This window comes from Komagataeibacter europaeus, from assembly GCF_002173515.1.
Lineage (GTDB): Bacteria > Pseudomonadota > Alphaproteobacteria > Acetobacterales > Acetobacteraceae > Komagataeibacter > Komagataeibacter europaeus.
The window spans coordinates 2,613,083-2,632,250 of record NZ_CP021467.1 but is presented as its reverse complement, the minus strand read 5'-3'; the positions used below and the strand labels follow the sequence as shown (position 1 = coordinate 2,632,250).

General features: G+C 62.7%; 22 protein-coding genes. 7 read left to right on the top strand and 15 right to left on the bottom strand.

All coding sequences use genetic code 11. The features are described 5' to 3' along the window. Window positions 1-181 precede the first annotated feature (181 nt). From S101446_RS12185 to S101446_RS12160, 6 genes are all read left to right on the top strand, one after another. A complete protein-coding gene (locus S101446_RS12185) occupies window positions 182-1,201 on the top strand; it encodes an aspartate-semialdehyde dehydrogenase (RefSeq protein ID WP_010509201.1) in 1,020 nt (339 codons plus the stop codon). Between the two features lie 253 nt (window positions 1,202-1,454). After that, window positions 1,455-1,847 (top strand): succinate dehydrogenase, cytochrome b556 subunit, encoded by a 393-nt coding sequence (gene sdhC, locus S101446_RS12180; protein WP_010509200.1) that lies wholly within the window; start codon window positions 1,455-1,457, stop codon window positions 1,845-1,847. A 2-nt stretch (window positions 1,848-1,849) separates the two neighbouring features. Next, window positions 1,850-2,281 carry a succinate dehydrogenase, hydrophobic membrane anchor protein gene (gene sdhD, locus S101446_RS12175; RefSeq protein WP_019085222.1) on the top strand — a complete coding sequence of 144 codons (432 nt, stop codon included), beginning with the start codon at window positions 1,850-1,852 and terminating at the stop codon, window positions 2,279-2,281. Window positions 2,282-2,378: 97 nt separating this feature from the next. Beyond that, window positions 2,379-4,190 carry a succinate dehydrogenase flavoprotein subunit gene (sdhA, locus tag S101446_RS12170; RefSeq protein ID WP_026018522.1) on the top strand — a complete coding sequence of 604 codons (1,812 nt, stop codon included), beginning with the start codon at window positions 2,379-2,381 and terminating at the stop codon, window positions 4,188-4,190. A 26-nt stretch (window positions 4,191-4,216) separates the two neighbouring features. Then, a complete protein-coding gene (locus S101446_RS12165; protein ID WP_010509197.1) occupies window positions 4,217-4,999 on the top strand; it encodes a succinate dehydrogenase iron-sulfur subunit in 783 nt (260 codons plus the stop codon). A gap of 95 nt (window positions 5,000-5,094) precedes the next feature. After that, window positions 5,095-5,757: a tyrosine-protein phosphatase gene (locus tag S101446_RS12160; protein ID WP_087608451.1), complete on the top strand. Its 663-nt coding sequence runs from the start codon at window positions 5,095-5,097 to the stop codon at window positions 5,755-5,757. Window positions 5,758-5,760: 3 nt separating this feature from the next. Here S101446_RS12160 and S101446_RS12155 read toward each other — a convergent pair whose 3' ends face one another. From S101446_RS12155 to S101446_RS12135, 5 genes are all read right to left on the bottom strand, one after another. Beyond that, window positions 5,761-6,210, bottom strand: a complete 450-nt coding sequence (locus S101446_RS12155; RefSeq protein ID WP_019085221.1) for a helix-turn-helix domain-containing protein — start codon at window positions 6,208-6,210, stop codon at window positions 5,761-5,763. A gap of 369 nt (window positions 6,211-6,579) precedes the next feature. Then, window positions 6,580-8,160, bottom strand: coding sequence for an apolipoprotein N-acyltransferase (gene lnt, locus S101446_RS12150; protein WP_010509195.1), 1,581 nt, complete (start codon window positions 8,158-8,160; stop codon window positions 6,580-6,582). Between the two features lie 36 nt (window positions 8,161-8,196). Then, window positions 8,197-9,042: a GNAT family N-acetyltransferase gene (locus tag S101446_RS12145; RefSeq protein WP_010509194.1), complete on the bottom strand. Its 846-nt coding sequence runs from the start codon at window positions 9,040-9,042 to the stop codon at window positions 8,197-8,199. Next, complete coding sequence (locus S101446_RS12140; protein WP_019090652.1) at window positions 9,039-9,530, bottom strand: Fur family transcriptional regulator; 492 nt, start codon at window positions 9,528-9,530, stop codon at window positions 9,039-9,041. The genes S101446_RS12145 and S101446_RS12140 overlap by 4 nt, the downstream gene beginning before the upstream one ends. A 58-nt stretch (window positions 9,531-9,588) precedes the next feature. Beyond that, window positions 9,589-9,993 (bottom strand): MucR family transcriptional regulator, encoded by a 405-nt coding sequence (locus tag S101446_RS12135; protein ID WP_019085217.1) that lies wholly within the window; start codon window positions 9,991-9,993, stop codon window positions 9,589-9,591. A gap of 93 nt (window positions 9,994-10,086) precedes the next feature. Between S101446_RS12135 and S101446_RS12130 the strand changes: the two genes are divergently transcribed. Further along, entirely contained in the window at window positions 10,087-10,335 is a 249-nt protein-coding gene (locus tag S101446_RS12130; RefSeq protein ID WP_019085216.1) for a sulfurtransferase TusA family protein, read from the top strand. On the opposite strand, the gene rimI is transcribed toward S101446_RS12130, so the two are convergent. The 10 genes from rimI to prfB form a co-directional block, all read right to left on the bottom strand. Next, window positions 10,316-10,750, bottom strand: coding sequence for a ribosomal protein S18-alanine N-acetyltransferase (gene rimI, locus S101446_RS12125; RefSeq protein ID WP_087608450.1), 435 nt, complete (start codon window positions 10,748-10,750; stop codon window positions 10,316-10,318). The two genes, S101446_RS12130 and rimI, sit on opposite strands and share 20 nt — an antisense overlap. After that, window positions 10,747-11,460 carry a tRNA (adenosine(37)-N6)-threonylcarbamoyltransferase complex dimerization subunit type 1 TsaB gene (gene tsaB, locus S101446_RS12120; protein ID WP_087608449.1) on the bottom strand — a complete coding sequence of 238 codons (714 nt, stop codon included), beginning with the start codon at window positions 11,458-11,460 and terminating at the stop codon, window positions 10,747-10,749. The genes rimI and tsaB overlap by 4 nt, the downstream gene beginning before the upstream one ends. 3 nt (window positions 11,461-11,463) lie before the next feature. Then, entirely contained in the window at window positions 11,464-12,048 is a 585-nt protein-coding gene (locus S101446_RS12115; RefSeq protein ID WP_019085213.1) for a malonic semialdehyde reductase, read from the bottom strand. Between the two features lie 33 nt (window positions 12,049-12,081). Then, a complete protein-coding gene (locus S101446_RS12110) occupies window positions 12,082-12,645 on the bottom strand; it encodes a NifU family protein (RefSeq protein ID WP_010509187.1) in 564 nt (187 codons plus the stop codon). Between the two features lie 116 nt (window positions 12,646-12,761). Beyond that, the gene (locus S101446_RS12105) at window positions 12,762-14,144 is read right to left on the bottom strand and encodes an ATP-binding protein (protein WP_010509186.1); all 1,383 of its coding nucleotides are present in this window, start codon (window positions 14,142-14,144) and stop codon (window positions 12,762-12,764) included. An 11-nt stretch (window positions 14,145-14,155) separates the two neighbouring features. Further along, on the bottom strand, window positions 14,156-14,929 hold the full coding sequence (locus S101446_RS12100; protein WP_010509185.1) for a response regulator transcription factor: 774 nt from the start codon (window positions 14,927-14,929) through the stop codon (window positions 14,156-14,158). A gap of 193 nt (window positions 14,930-15,122) precedes the next feature. Next, window positions 15,123-16,520 carry a tetratricopeptide repeat protein gene (locus S101446_RS12095; RefSeq protein WP_010509184.1) on the bottom strand — a complete coding sequence of 466 codons (1,398 nt, stop codon included), beginning with the start codon at window positions 16,518-16,520 and terminating at the stop codon, window positions 15,123-15,125. 33 nt (window positions 16,521-16,553) lie between these two features. After that, a complete protein-coding gene (locus S101446_RS12090) occupies window positions 16,554-17,324 on the bottom strand; it encodes a MotA/TolQ/ExbB proton channel family protein (protein WP_010509183.1) in 771 nt (256 codons plus the stop codon). 87 nt (window positions 17,325-17,411) lie between these two features. After that, window positions 17,412-17,867 carry a hypothetical protein gene (locus S101446_RS12085; RefSeq protein WP_231289918.1) on the bottom strand — a complete coding sequence of 152 codons (456 nt, stop codon included), beginning with the start codon at window positions 17,865-17,867 and terminating at the stop codon, window positions 17,412-17,414. A gap of 115 nt (window positions 17,868-17,982) precedes the next feature. Next, a protein-coding gene (gene prfB, locus S101446_RS12080; protein ID WP_148425093.1) for a peptide chain release factor 2 occupies window positions 17,983-19,114 on the bottom strand; the annotation gives its coding sequence in 2 pieces (ribosomal slippage) (window positions 17,983-19,044 and window positions 19,046-19,114; 1,131 coding nt in all). Window positions 19,115-19,168: the final 54 nt, after the last annotated feature.

Sequence of the window (19,168 nt, the reverse complement as noted above, 5' to 3'; positions counted from 1 at the left end):
ACGGACAAGGCCTATCACCGCATGGGACATGCCACCTTGACCTTACCCCCGATTCGATTCCCGGTCCGGCGTGGTCCGTGCTGCTTGCGCCTTTGGCATACAGGCTCTACGTGTCGACACAGTTACGGCTAACGGCCCGTCCGCCCGGATGGACCGGCATGACAGGACAGGAAAGAAGATTATGGGTTACCGCGTTGCGGTGGTGGGCGCCACCGGCGCTGTGGGGCGCGAGATCCTCAAGACTCTGGCCGAGCGCCAGTTCCCTGTGGATGAGATCGTGGCCCTTGCGTCCGCCCGTTCGGCGGGCAAGGAAGTCTCCTTTGGCGACAAGAAGGTACTGAAGGTCCAGAACCTTGAAACCTTCGACTTTACCGGCTGGGATGTCGCCCTTTTCTCCCCCGGTGGGGCGGTTTCGGCCGTGCATGCGCCGCGGGCTGCGAAAGCGGGCTGCATCGTGATCGACAACACCTCCCACTTCCGCATGGAGCCGGACGTGCCGCTGGTGGTGCCCGAGGTCAATCCCAACGATGTGAAGAAGGCGAAGCGCGGCATCATCGCCAACCCCAACTGTTCGACCATCCAAATGGTGGTTGCACTCAAGCCGCTGCATGACCTGTTCACAATCAAGCGCGTTGTGGTCGCCACCTACCAGGCCGTTGCCGGCGCCGGCAAGAGCGGCATGGACGAACTGTTCAACCAGTCGCGCGGCAGCCTGGTGGGCGATCCGCTGAAGGCCGAGCAGTTCACCAAGCAGATCGCATTCAACTGCATTCCCCACATCGACCGTTTCATGGATGACGGCGCGACCAAGGAGGAGTGGAAGATGACGGTCGAGACCCGCAAGATCCTCGACCCCGACATCGCGGTCTTCGCCACCTGCGTGCGTGTTCCCGTGTTCATTGGCCATGCCGAGGCCATCAGCGTCGAATTCGAGGAACCCGTTGATATCAAACGCGCCCGTGAGGCCCTGCGCGAAGCGCCGGGCGTGGTGCTGCATGACAAGCGCGAGGACGGCGGCTACGCCACCCCGCTGGAAGTTGTGGGCGAGGACGCGACCTATGTCTCGCGCCTGCGCATCGACCCGACCGTGCCCAATGGACTCGGCTTCTGGTGTGTTGCCGACAACCTGCGCAAGGGGGCTGCGCTGAACGCGGTCCAGATCGCGGAAACCATGGTCGCACTCGACCTGCTCGGGCACTGACCGGCAGGCCCCGGGGCAGGCATGGATGGCGGTGCAGCGGGGCTGTACCGCCATGCGGCGGGGGTGAGGTCTCTCAACCTCGTGTTCCGGGCGTGCGTTGACCCCGCCTTCCGTGCGGCGTAGGACCGAATTCAGACAAGGCGACGGAACAAACCGAAGCCATAACAGGGAAATTGACGAGACGACCATGCAGGATGTCCGTGATGCGCTCTATGTAGGGCAGCGAAGCGACGGAACTCTGACCAGGCGGCCTATGTCCCCACACCTCCAGGTCTACCGCTTCCGTCTTTCCATGTTCCTTTCAATCGCGAACCGCGCCGCCGGTGTCGCCGCCGCAGGCGGTTCGGCACTTGGCCTGTGCTGGATCAGCGCGGCGGCAAAGGGACCCAAATCTTTCAGCAAGGCCCAGAAGGTGACCGGCAACCCGCTGGGGCAGATGCTGCTCGCGGGGTGGGCGCTGGCGCTGGTCTATCACTTCGTGGCGGGGATACGCCACCTGGTGTGGGATAGCGGCTATCGCTTTTCCAAGAAGGAAATCAACGAGGATGGCCCCGTGGCCGTGGGCGTGACGGTGGGAACCACGCTGGCGCTGGTGGCCGGTATCCTTGGTGTCGCGATCTGTCGTTCCCGCAAGAAGGCGTCCTGACCATGAGCAATCCAAAGAAGCCGCATATCACGGTCATGCGCTCCCAGCTGTCGCGCGCGCGCGGCCTGGGTTCAGGACAGGCCGGTGTTGGCCACTGGTGGGCCGAACGCGCATCGGCGGTGGCGCTTGTGCCGCTGTCGGGCTGGTTCGTGATCCAGGTGTTCCGGCTGGCCGGCGCATCGCAGCCGGAAGTGGCGAAGTGGGGCGCACGCCCGCTGAACACCACCATGATGCTGTCGCTGGTGATCCTGACCTTCTATCACACCCAGCTTGGGCTGCAGGTCATCATTGATGACTATGTGCATGGCAAGGCGCACCTGCCTGCGGGCCTGCTGATGAAGGGGATCGTCTTCCTTCTGGGTCTGTTCGGCACGGTTTCCGTACTGAAGCTGGCACTGGCCGGCAGCAGCCGGGGCAAGATTGCCGCGGGCTGAGGCCCACGCAGTCGCCTGAGCAGAACATGACATTCGCGGACCGGCGGGCCGCAATACTGGCCGGCCGTCCGAACGAGCATCGGGACACGTCCAAGAAATGAACGCGACCACTTCACCACTCACCGGCTCCTACAGGATCGTTGACCACGCATATGACGTGGTTGTCGTAGGCGCTGGTGGCTCCGGCCTCCGGGCCACGCTGGGCATGGGGGCTGCTGGCCTCAAGACCGCCTGCGTGACCAAGGTTTTCCCCACACGCAGCCATACCGTCGCAGCACAGGGCGGCATTGGCGCATCACTTGGCAACATGGCCGAGGATAACTGGCGCTGGCACATGTACGATACCGTCAAGGGATCGGACTGGCTGGGCGATCAGGACGCCATCGAATACATGTGCCGCGAAGCCGTGCCCGCCGTGCAGGAACTCGAGCACATGGGTGTGCCGTTCTCCCGCACGGAAGATGGCAAGATCTACCAGCGCCCCTTCGGTGGCCACATGCGCAACTATGGCGAGGCCCCGGTGCCCCGCGCCTGCGCCGCCGCCGACCGCACGGGCCATGCCATCCTGCACACGCTGTACCAGCAGTGCCTGAAGCATAACGTCGAATTCTTTGTCGAATACTTCGCCATCGACCTGATCATGGATGACGACGGCGCATGCCGTGGCGTCATGGCATGGTGCTTGGAAGACGGCACGCTGCACCGTTTCCGTGCGCAGAAAGTGGTGCTGGCGACCGGCGGTTATGGCCGTGCCTACCACTCGTGCACCTCCGCGCATACCTGCACGGGTGATGGTGGCGGCATGGCGATCCGTGCCGGCATTCCGATGCAGGACATGGAATTCGTGCAGTTCCACCCCACCGGCATCTTCCCCGCAGGCTGCCTGCTGACGGAAGGCTGTCGTGGTGAAGGTGGCTACCTGACCAATTCCGAAGGCGAGCGCTTCATGGAACGCTACGCGCCCACCGCCAAGGACCTGGCGTCGCGCGACGTGGTCTCGCGCGCCATGACCATCGAGATCAACGAAGGTCGCGGCTGTGGTCCGGAAAAGAACTACATCATGCTGCACCTCGAGCATCTTGGCCCCGAGATCCTGCATGAACGCCTGCCCGGCATTTCGGAAACGGCGCGCATCTTCGCCGGTATCGACGTGACCAAGGAACCGGTGCCGGTCCTGCCGACGGTGCATTACAACATGGGCGGCATTCCCACCAACTACCATGGCGAGGTCATCCGCCCCACGGCTGATGATGTCGATGCGGTGGTGCCCGGCCTGATGGCGGTTGGTGAAGCGGCCTGCGTGTCCGTGCATGGCGCGAACCGCCTTGGCACCAACTCGCTGCTTGACCTTGTTGTGTTTGGCCGTGCCGCCGCCCAGCGCGCCGCCGCCACCACCAAGAGCGAGGAAGTGATCCCGCCGCTGCCCGCAGGGGCCGGCGATGCCGCGATCGCGCGCTTCGACCGCCTGCGTTACGCCAAGGGCAAGACCCACGTGGCCGACATGCGCAGCAAGCTGCAGCGCACCATGCAGAAGCACGCCGCCGTGTTCCGCAACACCGAAAGCCTTGCGCAGGGTGTGGAGAAGATCAAGGAAATCTGGTCGGAAATTCCCGACATCTCGATCAACGACCGTTCGCTGATCTGGAACAGCGACCTTATGGAAGCGCTGGAGTTCGAGAACCTGCTGGCCAACGCCACCGTCACCATGGCCGGTGCCGACGCCCGTCACGAAAGCCGGGGTGCGCAGGCACATGACGACTATCCCGACCGTGATGACAAGAACTGGATGAAGCACACCGTCGCCCACATGACCGATACGGGCGATGTCACGCTAAGCTACCGCCCCGTGCACATGAAAACGCTGACCAACGATGTGCAGGTCTTCCCCCCCAAGAAGCGCGTCTACTGACGTAACGGCGGAAAAGGAACGAGACGATGGTCGAATTCAGGCTGCCAAAGAACAGCACGGTGGGCAAGGGCCGCATTTTCACGGCCGCCCCCGGCGCCACCAATGTCAAGAACTTCCGGATCTATCGCTGGAGCCCGGACGACGACAAGAACCCCGTGGTCGATACCTATGAAATTGATCTGGACAAGATCGGGCCGATGGTGCTCGACGCGCTTATCCACATCAAGAACGATGTCGACTCCACACTGACCTTCCGGCGTTCATGCCGTGAAGGGATCTGCGGGTCATGCGCGATGAACATCGCTGGCGAAAACACGCTGGCGTGCCTCAAGCCCATCCGGGACATCGAGGGCGATATCGCGATCTACCCGCTGCCGCACATGCCGGTCATCAAGGATCTGGTGCCCGACCTGGACGGTGCGTACGCCCAGCTGCGCTCGATTGATCCGTGGCTGAAATCCGACACGCTGCCGCCGCCGGATTCCGAACGCCGCCAGAGCATCGAGGAACGTGCCGAACTGGATGGCATGTGGGAATGCATCCTGTGTTTCTGCTGCTCCACCTCGTGCCCGTCCTACTGGTGGAATGGCGACCGCTACCTTGGCCCGGCAACGCTGCTGGCGGCCTATCGCTGGATTGCCGACAGCCGTGACGAACATGCGGGCGACCGTCTGGATGCACTGGAAGATCCGCTCAAGCTGTATGCCTGCCGCACGATCATGAACTGCACCCAGACCTGCCCCAAGGGCCTGAACCCCGCCAAGGCGATTGGCCGGATCAAGGAACTGCAACTGGAACGCAAGGCGTAACAGCCGGTCACTTCATTCGTGATTGACGCAGAAGGCGCTGGATGTGAAAAATCCAGCGCCTTTTTCGTCTCCACCCGTTTGAAAGGACAAGGCTGGTGTTTGAGGGAAACCTGTCCACCCCCGCCGGCCGAAGCCGTGCATGGATCGACAGCCTGTTTGTTGACCATGCAATCCTGCGGCAGACATGGACCAATTTCCGTGTGGTCATTCCCGGCCGCGTCTATCGCTGCAACCATCCCACGCCATGGCGGCTGCGGCTGGCCACCCGCCGCTACGGACTGAAAACGCTGGTCAACCTGCGCGGGCACCGCAAATGCGGGTCGGACGCCCTGTCGCGCGAAGCGGCCCACAATATCGGGCTGACCCATATCGACATGGCATTTGAAAGCCGCAATGCCCCCCACCGTGACCGCATAGAGCGGTTTGAACACCTTTACCGCGACATCCGTTTTCCCATGCTCATGCACTGCAAGTCGGGCGCCGACCGCACGGGACTGGCGGCGGGCCTTGTCATCCTGTTTGAAGGGGGAACGGCGCAACAGGCGCTGCGCCAGCTTTCATGGAAGAACGGTCATTTCAACAGTTCACGCACGGGCGTGCTGGACGCCTTTTTCCTGCGTTACGCAGCGGAAGCGGAAGGACGCCTGCCCTTCATGGACTGGGTCCGCACGGAATATGATGAAGATCGGCTACGCGCGGATTTCCGTGCCGGGAAAATCGCGTCCTTCATGACCGACCAGGTGCTCAGGCGGGAATAACGTTCAGGACGCGCTCATGGAACGGACAAGGTCAAGGACACGACGGCGGGTGCCGCTATCCTCGATCCCGTAATAGGCCCGCACCAGTTCAATGGTCTCGCGACGGGAAAGCAGGGTCAGGTCATCCTGCGCCATCGCAGGCAACACGGGTGACAGCAGGCTGGGGGCGGGTTCGGCCATGCCCTGTGCATTCCCTGTATCGGGCAGATCGGCATTACCGGCCTGCGCGGGCAGGTCCGCGAAAAAAAATCCTACCGGAACGTCCAGCACGCATGCCAGATCATACAGGCGCGACGCCCCCACGCGGTTGCGCCCACGTTCGTATTTCTGCACCTGCTGGAAAGTCAGGCCCAGGGCATTACCCAATCGTTCCTGGGACATACCAAGCAATGTACGACGCAGCCGGATACGGTTGCCGACATGCACATCTACAGGATTGGACGTAGCGGACATTTTCCCCGTCACAATAATGGTCTTGCCTCCCCTGCCTGATATTCCCAGACCGACTGGAAATTAAGATATCTCAACCGTCCACATGTGGACGTTAAGAATTTTTAAATCAAGAATGGCTACAATAAATCCGTTATTTATATGAATTTCCAGAGGATGATGCCCAAGCATTACATAAAATGCCCTGCGCTACCTGTCTGGCAGGGATTTAGGAAAATATTCATGCATATTAAATGCATTAATTAAGAGATTTTTTTAAAAATAACCCATTGATAAATAAGAAGGTAAAATTTTTCAGGCACTGCCTTTTTTCAAAAAGTTGGCGTTTTCCGAAGCGTTCTGGAAAAGCTTCCCCAAAACCTTCCCTGAAATTTACACGCTGCCACCAGATGGACAGGCGCGCTTTTTCCAGATCGTCCTGTCCCGCACAATACCGCGCCACAGACCGCACAGTCCCATCACGCCTGCCAGCAGCAATGGCACCAGGCGCCCATAACGACCAAAGAACGTACAGGGCAGGGCATCGGGAACCGCATGGACCAGCACGCCCTGCCTGTCCCAACCCAGCCGGGCCAGTTCATGGCCCCGTCCATCGAACACGGCTGAAATACCGGTATTGGCGGCACGGGCAACAGGCAGCCCTTCTTCCACCGCGCGCAGACGCACGGCGGCAAGATGCTGCCGGGGGCCTGCGCTGTTACCGTACCAGGCATCATTGGTACTGTTCATAAGCCAGTCAGGCCGGTCGTGGGGATCAGCAACCTGTCCTGAAAAAATCACCTCATAACAGATCAGTGGTCCAACAGGGGCAATTCCGGGCAGGTGCCACGTCCGCACGCCGGGACCGGGGGTCATGCCCTCACCCGGCACGACGTGGAAGGGCAGGAAGGCAGGCTGGTATTCTCCAAAGGGGACCAGATGCGCCTTGTCATACACCATGGTGCCCGCCGCATCGGGCGGCATCAGGGCAACCATGCTGTTGCGCCAGTGGTGATCGTCCTCCAGCCAGCGCACGGTGCCAATAATGCCCGCTGCCGCCCCCTGCCCGGCCCGCATGATCATGGGGCGCGCGATATCATCTTCCAGCAGCAGCCCCGGAAAAGCCGATTCCGGCCATGCGAACACAACGGGCCGCGTAGCGCCCGCCTGCCGCAGGCCCTGCGCCACGCCCTGATGGGTCAGGGCGAGATAACGGCGAAAGATCGCCACGTCCGAATTACCCGCGATCTTGTCGGTCTCCGGCACGTTGCCCTGCACCAGTACGATTTCGGGATTATGGAGATAGGTGTCATGTATGCTGCTGAACCGTACCGCACCACAACCGACCCATGCCACCATAAGCACAAGGCACGCCCACCGGCCCATCCGGCCATAAAGCGGAGCCAGCGCCACGATACAGGTCAGCAGCGTCAGGCCATCCACCCCGATCCATGCGGCGGGCTGGATCATGATATCCCCCGCAAGGCCGGGGAATTCCCACACGCTGCCCGGCGGATTCCATGGAAAGCCGCTGAACACGTACACCCGCGCCATATCCGTCAGTGTCCACAGCGCGGACAGGACCATAAGCCGCCCGGTACCACGCGGCACCAGTCGACTCAGCCCGGCGGACAGGGCACTCAACGGGGCAAGGATCAGCGCACAGCCCGGTGACGCCAGCGGCACCAGCCACCAGAAATCATCCGCGCGCAACAGGATGGCGTACATGAGCCAGTACAGGCCCACGGTATAAAGCCCCATCGCAAACATGAAGCCACGCCGCGCGGCCCCGCGCCAACCGGCCGCATGATCAATCGCCAGCGCCAGCAGGCAGAAGGCGACAGGCAGGACCACAACGGCATGCAGCGGTGGAAACGCAAGGGCATACACCCCGCCCGCCAGCAGCATGGCCAGATCCGCCCGCCACCCGTGCAGGCGCGCCAGCTTCATATACAGATTGTACAGGGACATCATGGAGCGCCGCGATCCGCTCCCCCGGGGACTGCGGGGCTAGTCCAGCGCGTCACGCAGGCGACGTTCGTAGTGCCGGTAATACTTGTCAGCCAGTAGTTCACTCTTGACCAGTACCGCGACATCAGTGGTGTTGAACTGTTCATCGATCACGGCGCCATCACCCACATACCCACCCAGCCGCAGGTAGCCCTTTATCAACGGCGGCAGGCGCGCAAGCGAACGCCGGTGGTCAAGGACCTGCGGGTCCGCGCGCAGCATTTCCACCCGGCGTTCGGACAGGGCCCGCACGCGCAGCGCGGGCGGGGCAAGATGGTTGTGGTACAGATAGGTCAGTTCATCCGACAGCGCATCGGGATTGGTGCCCGGCAGGCTGGCGCAACCGAACAGGACATCAATACGGTGCAGGAAGATGTAGGAGGCAATGCCACGCCACAGCAACTGCATGGCCGCACGCCCGCGATAGTTCAGGTCCACGCATGACCGTCCCACTTCCAGCAACCGGCCGGGAAATTCGGTCAGGGGAGAAATGTCGTATTCACTGGAAGTATAGAATTTGCCCAGCCGCCTGGCCGCGTCCCCCTGCATCAGGCGATAGGTGCCGACCACGCCCTTGGCGCCTGATGAAATGGCATGGTCGATCACCAGAAGGTGATCGGCATATTCATCGAATTCGTCCACATCACGCTTCAGGCGCGCGGTACGGGAATCGGGAATCGCCCCCATTTCCTCATAGAACACACGGTAACGCAGTGCCTGGGCCGCATCGCGTTCTTCATCCGTCGTGGCGATCCGGACACCAAGGTTGCCCCCACGCAATTCAGGAAAACCGTTGCGTTCAAGGTCCAGGGTAGAAAGGGACTGTATGGTTTTCTCGATACTCAAGGCCGTGACCTGCCTTTCTGCTGCGTTTGCGCCATCTGGCCCGTCTGTTCTTCTGGCACGTCGGGCAACCTGCGTGCAAACAGTTCCAACCGATGTGACACCAGTTCGAACCCGAGTTCAGCCGTAATCCTGCGCAGCAGTTCGGCGTGGTCGGCATGGGTGAATTCCACCACCTGCCCACTTTCCACATCAATCAGGTGGTAATGGTCGCCTTCTTCCGTGGCTTCGTACCGGGCACGACCGCCGCCGAAATCCCGCCGTTCCAGAATGCCGTTTTCTTCCAGCAGGCGCACGGTGCGGTACACCGTGGCAACCGAAATACGCCCGTCCAGCTGGGATGCGCGGCGGTACAGTTCCTCCACATCCGGGTGGTCGTGGGCTTCAGACAGGACGCGTGCGATCACCCGCCGCTGGCCTGTCATTTTCAGGCCGCGTTCGGTACACATACGTTCGATGCGGGTCTGTAGTCCGTTACTGTCTGGTGCCATGTTTACGGGCGTAGCCGATCATGCAGATACCTGTCCACACTACCACACTATGTGTGGTTCAGTCCTCACGTTTGGTGCCAAGCCCGATCTTGCGCGCAAGCGACGAACGATGGCTGGCATAATTGGGGGCCACCATGGGGTAGTCATGGGGCAGGCCCCAGCGTTCACGGTATTCATCGGGCGTCATGTTATAGGCGGTCTTGAGATGACGCTTGAGCATCTTGAGCTTCTTCCCGTCCTCGAGACAGACGATATAATCGGGGAAAACCGATTTCTTCAGGGGCACGGCCGGCACCGGCTTCTCCGGCACGGGTTCCGCGCGTCCCAGCGAAGCCACGGCTTCGTAAACCCGGTGAATCAGATCGGGCAGGGTGTCCGCATCCAGCTCGTTACGGGATACGTACGCCGAAACGATTTCGGCAGCCAGTTCCCGCAATTCAACTTCTGCCGCTGCATCAGCCATTAATCTGATCCTGTCACTCTGGAATAATGATGTATCCTATATAAATAATTCCCGAAGGATCGCAACCGGTAACAACAAAGGTTTCATGGTAATATGTCTGATATTGGTATGGCAGAAATAGATATCACCCATGAAGTATGCCCCATGACTTTCGTACGCACGCGGTTGGCACTTGACAGACTGCCTGCCGGGGAAAAACTGCTTGTTCGCCTGCGGGGCGCAACACCACTGGACAACGTTTCACGCAGCCTGAAACTACTTGGTCATGTTGTGGAAGAAATACAGACAGAAGCAGATGGCATGACACATCGGCTGACCGTGCTCAAATCGCCCGCCGCATGACACAGGCATCCATCCCGTCGGGATAATAGTGACGACGGATTCCCGCCTGCGCGAATCCATTCGCGCGGTACAACCCCATGGCGGGGGTGTTATCCATGGCCACTTCCAGAAACAGGGTCCGCGCGCCCGCTTCCCCCACCTGCCGCGTGCAGCGCGCCAGCAGGTCACGCCCGATCCCGCGCCGCTGCCAGGCCGGGTCCACGGCAAAGGTCAGGATCTCGGCCTCGTCAAACAGGGTGCGGGCCATGATGAAGCCGGGCGCGTCCCCCGCCGCCATCACAACGCATACACCCGGCATGTCCAGCAGGGCCTGCATGGCCTGCGCGTCCCACCTGTGGGTGGGGGGAAACGCCCGTGCATGGATATGGGCCAGCAACGTGGCCTGCGCACCAGCAGGCCGGGGGGACGGGGTCATGGCGTATCGATGGGGGCGGGTCGCAGGCCGGCCGCAGGCAGCTTGGCCTCCGGCGCATCGACATAGAGTGGCTGGGCCGCACGGGGCGGCAGGTGGCCACGGAAACGGCACAGGGCCACCGTGGCGATGTCCACGGGATCAGGCTGCGTCAATGCGCATATCCGCACGTCTGCGCGTCCTGGCATGGCCTGCGCCACCTCTTCCGCCGCATTACCAGCCAGCAACACGGGACCGGGCGGCAGTTCAAGCGTATCCAGCATATGGGCGGACTCGCTGCCCACATCCTGCTCATCCGCCAGCGTTTCGATAAATACCCGTCCCCGCCGCGCAACGGTGCAGCATAGCGGGCGCGCCGCCAGCGGCCGGGCCGCATCACGCAGGGCAGCAGCCATGGCTTCGCCCCCCGTCATGCCCACTACGGCACAGCCACTACCCGCAGCAAGCCCGTGGGCAAACGCCAGCGAAGCCCGCAATCCCGTAAACGAACCCGGCCCCACGACCACACCCACCAGTTCGGGCATGGCATGGGTCCAGCCACATTGCGCAAAAAGTTCGGTCGCCAGCAGGGGGAACTGTTCGGCAGCGCCCCGGCCCGTGGCCGTCCGGGTCGCCAGAACGGACAATGCCCCGTCAGCACCCGACGCAAGGCAGGCAATCACGGCCCGCGCCTGCGTGCCGGTGGCGCTGCCGTCCATCACCAGAATCCGCATGACCTATACAATCACGCAGGCATCATCAAAATCGGGGCGCGGCGCGCGGGCGTTTGGCGGCGGCCCGTCCGTATAGCCCAGACAGACAAGGAAATTGGCCTGCCAGCCCTTCTGCGCCAGGAAGCAGTCTTCCACCATCGCGCCATCAAACCCCGACAGCGGCAGCACCGACAGCCCCAGCGCACGGGCGGCCATGATCAGGTAGGCGCCCTGCAACGTGCCATTGCGAAAGGCCGTTTCCTCCGCCAGTCCCACATCGGCCGCGAACCATTGCCGCACGTCCGGGGCGGGGTTGAGCGTATCCATCCGGTCAAAGAACAGCGGGTCATGCGCCACGATCACGGTGACCGGGGCGGTCATCACGCGCTGCACGTTCCCTGCCGAAAGGGCGGGACGCAGGCGTTCACGGCAGCTTTCGGTGGTAATGAACACGAAACGCGCCGGACAGCAGTTACCCGATGTCGGGCCAAGGCGGACCAGATCGTACAGCTGCCGCAGCGTTTCCTGCCCCACGGGCCGGTCATTCCACGCCACCGGCGTGCGTGCGTTACGAAACAGAAGATCAAGCCCAGCGTCATCAAGCGCCATGAAACATTCCCAGACTACCCGCAGGCCTGCCGATCAGGCCTCCACCTGCTCTACCGATACCACTTCCGGCACATAATGGCGCAGCATGTTCTCCACCCCGTGCTTGAGCGTCGCGCGCGACGACGGGCAGCCCGAACAGGCCCCCTGCATGGTCAGCCGCACCACACCGTCACGATAGCCCCGGAATACAATGTCCCCGCCATCGCCCGCAACGGCGGGGCGCACGCGGGTGTCCAGCAGTTCCTTGATCTGCTGCACGATTTCCTCATCCCCCGGCGCAATCAGGTCCTCGACCACCTGCGCGTCGCTTTCCACCACCGGCTGTTCCGTCGCCAGGTAGTCCGCCAGCACGGACAGCACCTGCGGGCGCAGGTCATCCCACTGCATTGCGTCGCTGCGGGTCACGGCTACGAAGTCATTGCCGAAAAAGACGCGCGCCACGCCGTCCAGGTCAAACAGAAGTTCCGCAAGGCGCGAACGCCCGGCCACGGAATCGGGACTGATGAAGTCAGCCGTGGCCCCGTTGGCCATGATCTCGCGCCCCGGCAGGAACTTCAGCGTTGCGGGATTTGGGGTATCTTCTGTTTCGATGAACATTGCTCGGTCTTCCAGACATGACGGGAAAGCGGGACATGCAAACGTACTTACCAAGTCCTGTTATATGATCGACCCGCGTGTAAATCCAACCCCACGCGGGGAAACCAGATCCGCTTTTAACCGGCCGGACGTATCACAGCATTGCGTGGCAGGACAATTTCCGCGCACAGGCCGCCATGGGCCCGGTTATACAGATGGAAACGACCGCCATCACGCTCCACCTCGCGGCTGACGATCGCAAGCCCCAGCCCCAGCCCCCCCGTGCTGCGTGAACGCGATCCCTCGACCCGGTAGAAGGGTGTCGTCACGCGCCCGATCTCGGCTTCCGGCAGGCCGGGACCATTGTCTTCCACCCGTATGCACAGCACCTCCGGCCCTGCCGTCAGGCTGACATGGGCATTGCCGCCGTAATTCACCGCATTGTCGATCAGGTTGCCCAGCACGCGCTTGAGCGCCAGCGGGCGCACCACGGCCTGCGCCTGATCCGGCCCGTCATAGGTCACGTCGCGGCCCTGATCGGCGTCATCATCAACCCGTGTCGCAAGGATCGAGGCCACATTGGCCGACCGCGCGGGCTCGGGGTCCTTTTCCCCCGACAGATAGGCCAGCACACCGGCAATCATGGCCTCCATTTCCGTAACGTCGGCCTCGATCTCCTTCTGCGCGTTCGCATCATCCAGAAAACCAGCCCGCAGCCGCAGGCGGGCCAACGGCGTGCGCAGGTCGTGGGAGACGGCGGCCAGCGCCTCCGTCCGGTCGGCGATCAGGCGGTTGATGCGCTCCTGCATGTCATTGATGGCGCGGGCAAGGTAGCGGACCTCCCGCGGGCCCTTGTTTTCCAGCGGCACCCACCGGCCGGACCCGACCGTATCGGCCACATCCGCCAGCGCCCGCAGCGGCATGCTCAGCGCGCGCACCAGCATGCCTGCCGCCAGCAGCACCGCCCCCGCCAGAATCGCCGCCGAGACAATGCCCCGCCGCATATGGTGGGGCTGCAGGATGGCGGGGGCAAGGAAGCCCATGTAACTGCCATCGGGCAGGCGCAGCGTGCCGCGCACGTCCTCCGTCGCCGCGATCGTGCCCGACAGGTTCAGCGCGTCCCCCTGCAAGGCCGTCAGTGGCCCGGCCATGCGGTCATGCAGCTTGCGCAGCGACGGGGGTTCGACCTTCATCACCCCCTGCTGCGCGGGGGTGCGCCAGTCCACCGTCAGGTCATTGGTGGACAGCATGGCCGCCAGCACCATGCGTTGCGACGTGGGTGTTGCGGTCAGGACACGGGCATCGATCACCAGCCGTTCGCCCACCTGTTCCAGCTGGGCATCGTCTATGGTGTAGGTCTCGGCTGCCTCATAGAAAACGGAACTGCCGACAAAGACGAGCGCGACCGCGGCCAGCAGCACGAACATGACGCGCCCCACCAGCCCACGCGGCCACAGCGTGATCCGCCGTGGCGCGGGCGGGACCGTCCGGGTGGCCTGCGCGGATCGGGACGTGGTCACCTCTTGCGCCGTCAGATCCGCTCCACCTCCGACGTGAAGATATAGCCCATGCCCCGCACGGTGCGGATCAGCCCGTCCGAATCCGGCCCCAGCTTGCGCCGCAGGCGGCTGACCAGCACGTCCACGCTCCGGTCCGATACATCCCCCAGCCGGGTACGTGACAGTTCCAGCAGGCGGTCACGGCCAATGACGCGCTGCGGATTGTCAAGGAAGCTGGTCAGCAGGTCATGCTCCGCCCCCGAAATCTCGACCGCGGCACCAGCCGGGTCCGTCAGTTCACGGCGGCGCAGGTCCAGCGTCCAGCCGGCAAAACGCACGGTTTCCTTGCGCTGGCGGCCCGCACTGGGGGTCGTGACCCCGCCCCCGCGACGGCGCAGCACCGCACGCACGCGGGCCAGCAGTTCCTTCTGGCCAAAGGGCTTGGGCACATAGTCATCCGCCCCCAGTTCCAGCCCCTGCACGCGGTCCAGTTCCTCGCCACGCGCGGACACGATGATGACCGGCACTTCCGTCAATGGCGCCTCCCCCGGCGCCACCGGGTCGGGCTGCGCCCGCAGGCCACGGCACAGATCCAGGCCACTGCTGCCCGGCAGCATGACATCAAGAATGATCAGGTCAGCCGCCTGCGCGCGCAGCGCGTCCCACATTTCAGGGCCGTCCTGCACGCCACGCACGCGATAACCATCGCCCTGCAGGGCACGGACGATCAGGGTGCGCATGCCAGGGTCATCTTCCACCACGAGGATACGGGCGGGCAGATCATCAGTGGCAGGTATCTGTGTCATTCTCTCGGCCATGTTTCGATTCAGGGACAGTCATGATGCCATTCATGCGACGGCCACCAGCATATCCAACGCACCGGGTCGGGATAAGACCATCGTTCATATCATAAAATGTCAGTCATGCCCGGTTTCGAAACGAAAACGGGGCGCCAGACGAATCCGGCACCCCGTATGACACCCTGACCTATGGATAAGGTCAGTGCGCGGCGACAGCAGCCGAATTCAGCTTCAGCACCCAGAACTGGGCAATATCACGCGCGCCATTGGTACCTTCCACGCTGTTGAAGGTGGCGATGGCGGCATCCTTCTGCCCCGCTGCGGCCTGCGCCAGGCCAAGGTGCAGGCGTGCGATGTTCACGTCCGACGGTCCCTTGGCAATACCCTGCTGCATCAGGGCAATGCCCTTGTCGCCCTGACCGAACAGCACGTAGTTGTAGCCCGCCGTCAGCATGGCGTTGCCGGTTGTGGCCTGTGCCGCCGCCGCGTCCAGCCCGGCCTTGCGGTCGGCAACACTCTGCGTCACCAGCGCCTTCAGCTTTTCCTCACGCGGGGCACTGGCGTCATGGCCCAGCACGCCGGTGCTGTAGCCCTGGTTGATGATATCCAGCGCAAGCTGCGGCAGCCCCGCCTGCATGGCCAGCTCGGTGATGTCCATATACTCGGCCGAGGTCTTGACCAGACCGGATTCAAGACGCACGCGGTCGATATCCAGACGCAGCCCCGGGGCCATGTTCGGGTTGCTCAGGACCGAATGCACCACCTGCGCCCAGTAATCAGGCTTGGGATAATAGGTGGCCAGCAGCACATAAGTTTTTGTCAGCGCCGCATTGTCCTTCAGCTGCGCCTGGCATGCGGCCAGAAGCTGAAGCTGGTTTTCCGTGGGCTTGCCACCCGCCTTGATGGTGGCGTCAATCTGCGCCTGCTGCACGCGCGCGGCGTTGGCGTAATCATGCTGCAGGTAATACGCCTGGATCAGGATCGTCAGCATCTGCGGGTTCTTGCCACCCGCCTTGATGTATTTTTCAGTGACCGTGATCGCCGTGGGGTAATCCTTGGCGGTGAAGGCCATGCTGCCTTCGGCCAGCGCCATCTGTTCCCTGGTCGCCGCCGGGGTGCGCGGTGATGCGATCAGCGTGTCATAGGCCGAAATCGCGGCGGGCACATTGCCGGACTGGGCGGCGACGGCGGCACGCATCTGCGCGATGGTATAGGATTCGTACTCGGACTTGCCGGTCACGGCATCCGCCGCGTCAACATCGGCCATGGCCTGCGGGTATTTCTTGGCGGCCAGTTCGGTCTGCGCCTTCTGCAGCGCCGCGCCAACCTTTTCCCCCAGCTGGTCCGCCGCATACGCACCGTGAACGGGCAGCACGCCCGCCAGCGGCAGCGCCATCATGACCCCGGCCAGCAGGCGCCCGCGCAGCTGGAACAGCGATTTGGATGTGATGTTTTTCAACTGGATGTCCTTCCATGAACGGGTCATGGCCCGATTGATCGGCCAGGGCATCACGATGGACCCGCGCGGCCCATCATTCAATCCGCCCCTGACCGATGGCGACACGGCAGGCCGCATGATATGCGCCTGCCGTGTCACGACGTGAAATCAGATCATGCGCGGGTGTCGGGCTTATTCAGCGGCGTCGTGCGTTTCATGGCGATAGCCGCCCATCAGGATCGACTGCACGTCGGCGGCGAAGTTGCGCACCTCATCCAGCGCGCCCTTGTTGCGGCGGACCAGCATGTTGTAGCCCAGCACCGCAGGCACGGCGGTACCCAGGCCGATGGCGGTCATGATCAGCGATTCACCAACCGGCCCCGCAACCTTGTCGATCGAGGCCTGCCCCGCGATGCCGATGGCCGTCAGCGCGTGATAGATACCCCAGACCGTGCCGAACAGACCCACGAACGGCGAGGTCGAACCCACGGTGCCAAGGAAGGCCAGGCCACCCTGCAGGCGGTTCTGGATGAAATCCACCGAACGCTGGATGGACATGGTGGTCCAGGAATGCAGGTCGATGGTTTCCTGCATCGTGCCTTCGTGGTGTTCGGCGGCCTTGATGCCGGTATCGGCGATGTAGCGGAAGGGCGATGCGGTATCGAGCAGCGCCGCACCTTCCTTGATGTCATGGGCAGGCCAGAATTTCGCCTTCACTTCCTTGGCATCCTTCAGGATACGCGCCTGCTCGAGGAACTTGGTGATCATGATGTACCATGTCCCGACAGACATCACGACCATGATGATCAGCACGGTACGCGCAATGAAGTCACCATTCGACCACAGCGCGCCCAGGCCATACGGGTTGGAATCGGCAGCCGCCGCGGGGGTGGCGTAGGCAAGGGCGGGCAATGCAGTCAGCAGCGCGGCCGCGATGACTTGATTACGATGCTGTCGGGTCATTTACCTGAAATCCTCTGACGAAAGGGCCATGGGTCTGGCCTGCAACACATTTCATGACTGTTATCTGACCAGTCCGGGAGATGAAAATCAATCCACCTGTATCGATTTCGGAACAATTTCCGGCATGTGGACCCGTCGGTCACGCCCGATTACGGGGGCGGGAATGACGGGAACCAGCGGCTGGACCATGACCGGGCGTACGGGCGGCGGCGCGGGCGGGACGGGCGGCATCGGTTCGGGAATGATCCGCAGCGTCACCGGTGGCAGGGGGCGATAGGGTTCAGGAAACATGGGCTTGGCCTTGGGCCGCAGCCCGTAGGCCAGCATCGACAGGACAACGACATGGACCGCAATGATCACGCCCACCACGCGCACGTACGGCGTGCGCCGTCGCTGCCTGGCCGCATAATCCAATCCCATGACTTCGTCAGACCACATGCCATTCCCGTCCAGACGCCACCAGCCAGCGCCCTTGGACCGGGGCTGCGCGCCATTAATTGCCAGACCCTGATTGGGCGTGGTCGGGGCGTATGTGTCAAGCACGATATGCAACAGGTACGGAACAAATTTCCTGTTGCGGAACAATGGTTCCCGCCCGGCCATGAAAAAACCCCACGACCGGAAGCCGTGGGGTACGCGGATGGGCGGACTGTCGCGGTTACTGCGCCTGCGCGCTGGCTTCCGACCGGGTCGCCCCCACGCGGGCGGCAAGGGCGGCCGCCATGAAGTCATCAATGTCACCATCCAGGATGGCGTCCGGATTGGTTTTTTCCACGTTGGTACGCAGGTCCTTCACCAGCTGGTACGGGGCCAGCACGTAGGAACGGATCTGGTGTCCCCAGCCGATATCGGTCTTGTTCGCCTCGGTCTGGGCGGCGGCGGCCTCGCGCTTCTGCAGTTCCTGCTCGTACATGCGCGCCTTCAGCATGGTCATGGCCGTGGCGCGGTTGCGGTGCTGGGACCGGTCGGTCTGGCATGCCACCACGATCCCGGTGGGGATGTGGGTGATGCGGATGGCCGATTCCGTCTTGTTGACGTGCTGGCCGCCCGCGCCCGATGCACGGAACGTATCCACACGCAGGTCGGCTTCGTTGATCTCGATCTCGATCGAATCATCGACCACCGGGTAGACCCACACGGATGCAAACGATGTCTGCCGCCGCGCCGCCGCATCAAATGGCGAGATCCGGACAAGGCGATGCACCCCCGCCTCGGTCTTGAGCCAGCCATAGGCATTGGGGCCGCTGACCTGGATGGTGGCGGACTTGATGCCGGCCTGCTCCCCTTCCGAACTTTCCATCATGGTCACCTTGTAACCATGCTGTTCGGCCCAGCGGGTGTACATGCGCAACAGCATTTCGGCCCAGTCCTGCGCCTCCGTCCCGCCCGCGCCGGCGTTGACTTCAAGGTAGCAGTCATTGCTGTCCGCCTCACCCGAAAGCAGGCTTTCGGTCTCACGCCGCTTGGCTTCTTCCGCAAGCGCGCGCAGGCTGGACAGCGCTTCGGCCACGACAGCCGAATCGCCTTCCATTTCCGCCAGTTCCACCAGTTCGATCGTATCGTTCACATCGGCTTCAAGCCGCTGCACGCCCTCGATCTGGTTGGCCAGCAGCGTGCGCTCGCGCATGAGCTTCTGGGCGGCTTCGGAATCATTCCACAACTCGGGGTCTTCGGCCCGGTTGTTCAGCTCCGCAAGGCGGTCGATTGCGACATCCCAGTCAAAGATGCCTCCTCAGCAGTGCCACCGACTGCTTGATCTGGTCGTTCAGGGCCTCTGTCTCGGCAGACATGGGCTTGCTCCTCGCTCAACGGTAAACAATGCGGGCATGCGCGCGGCCGCCCGG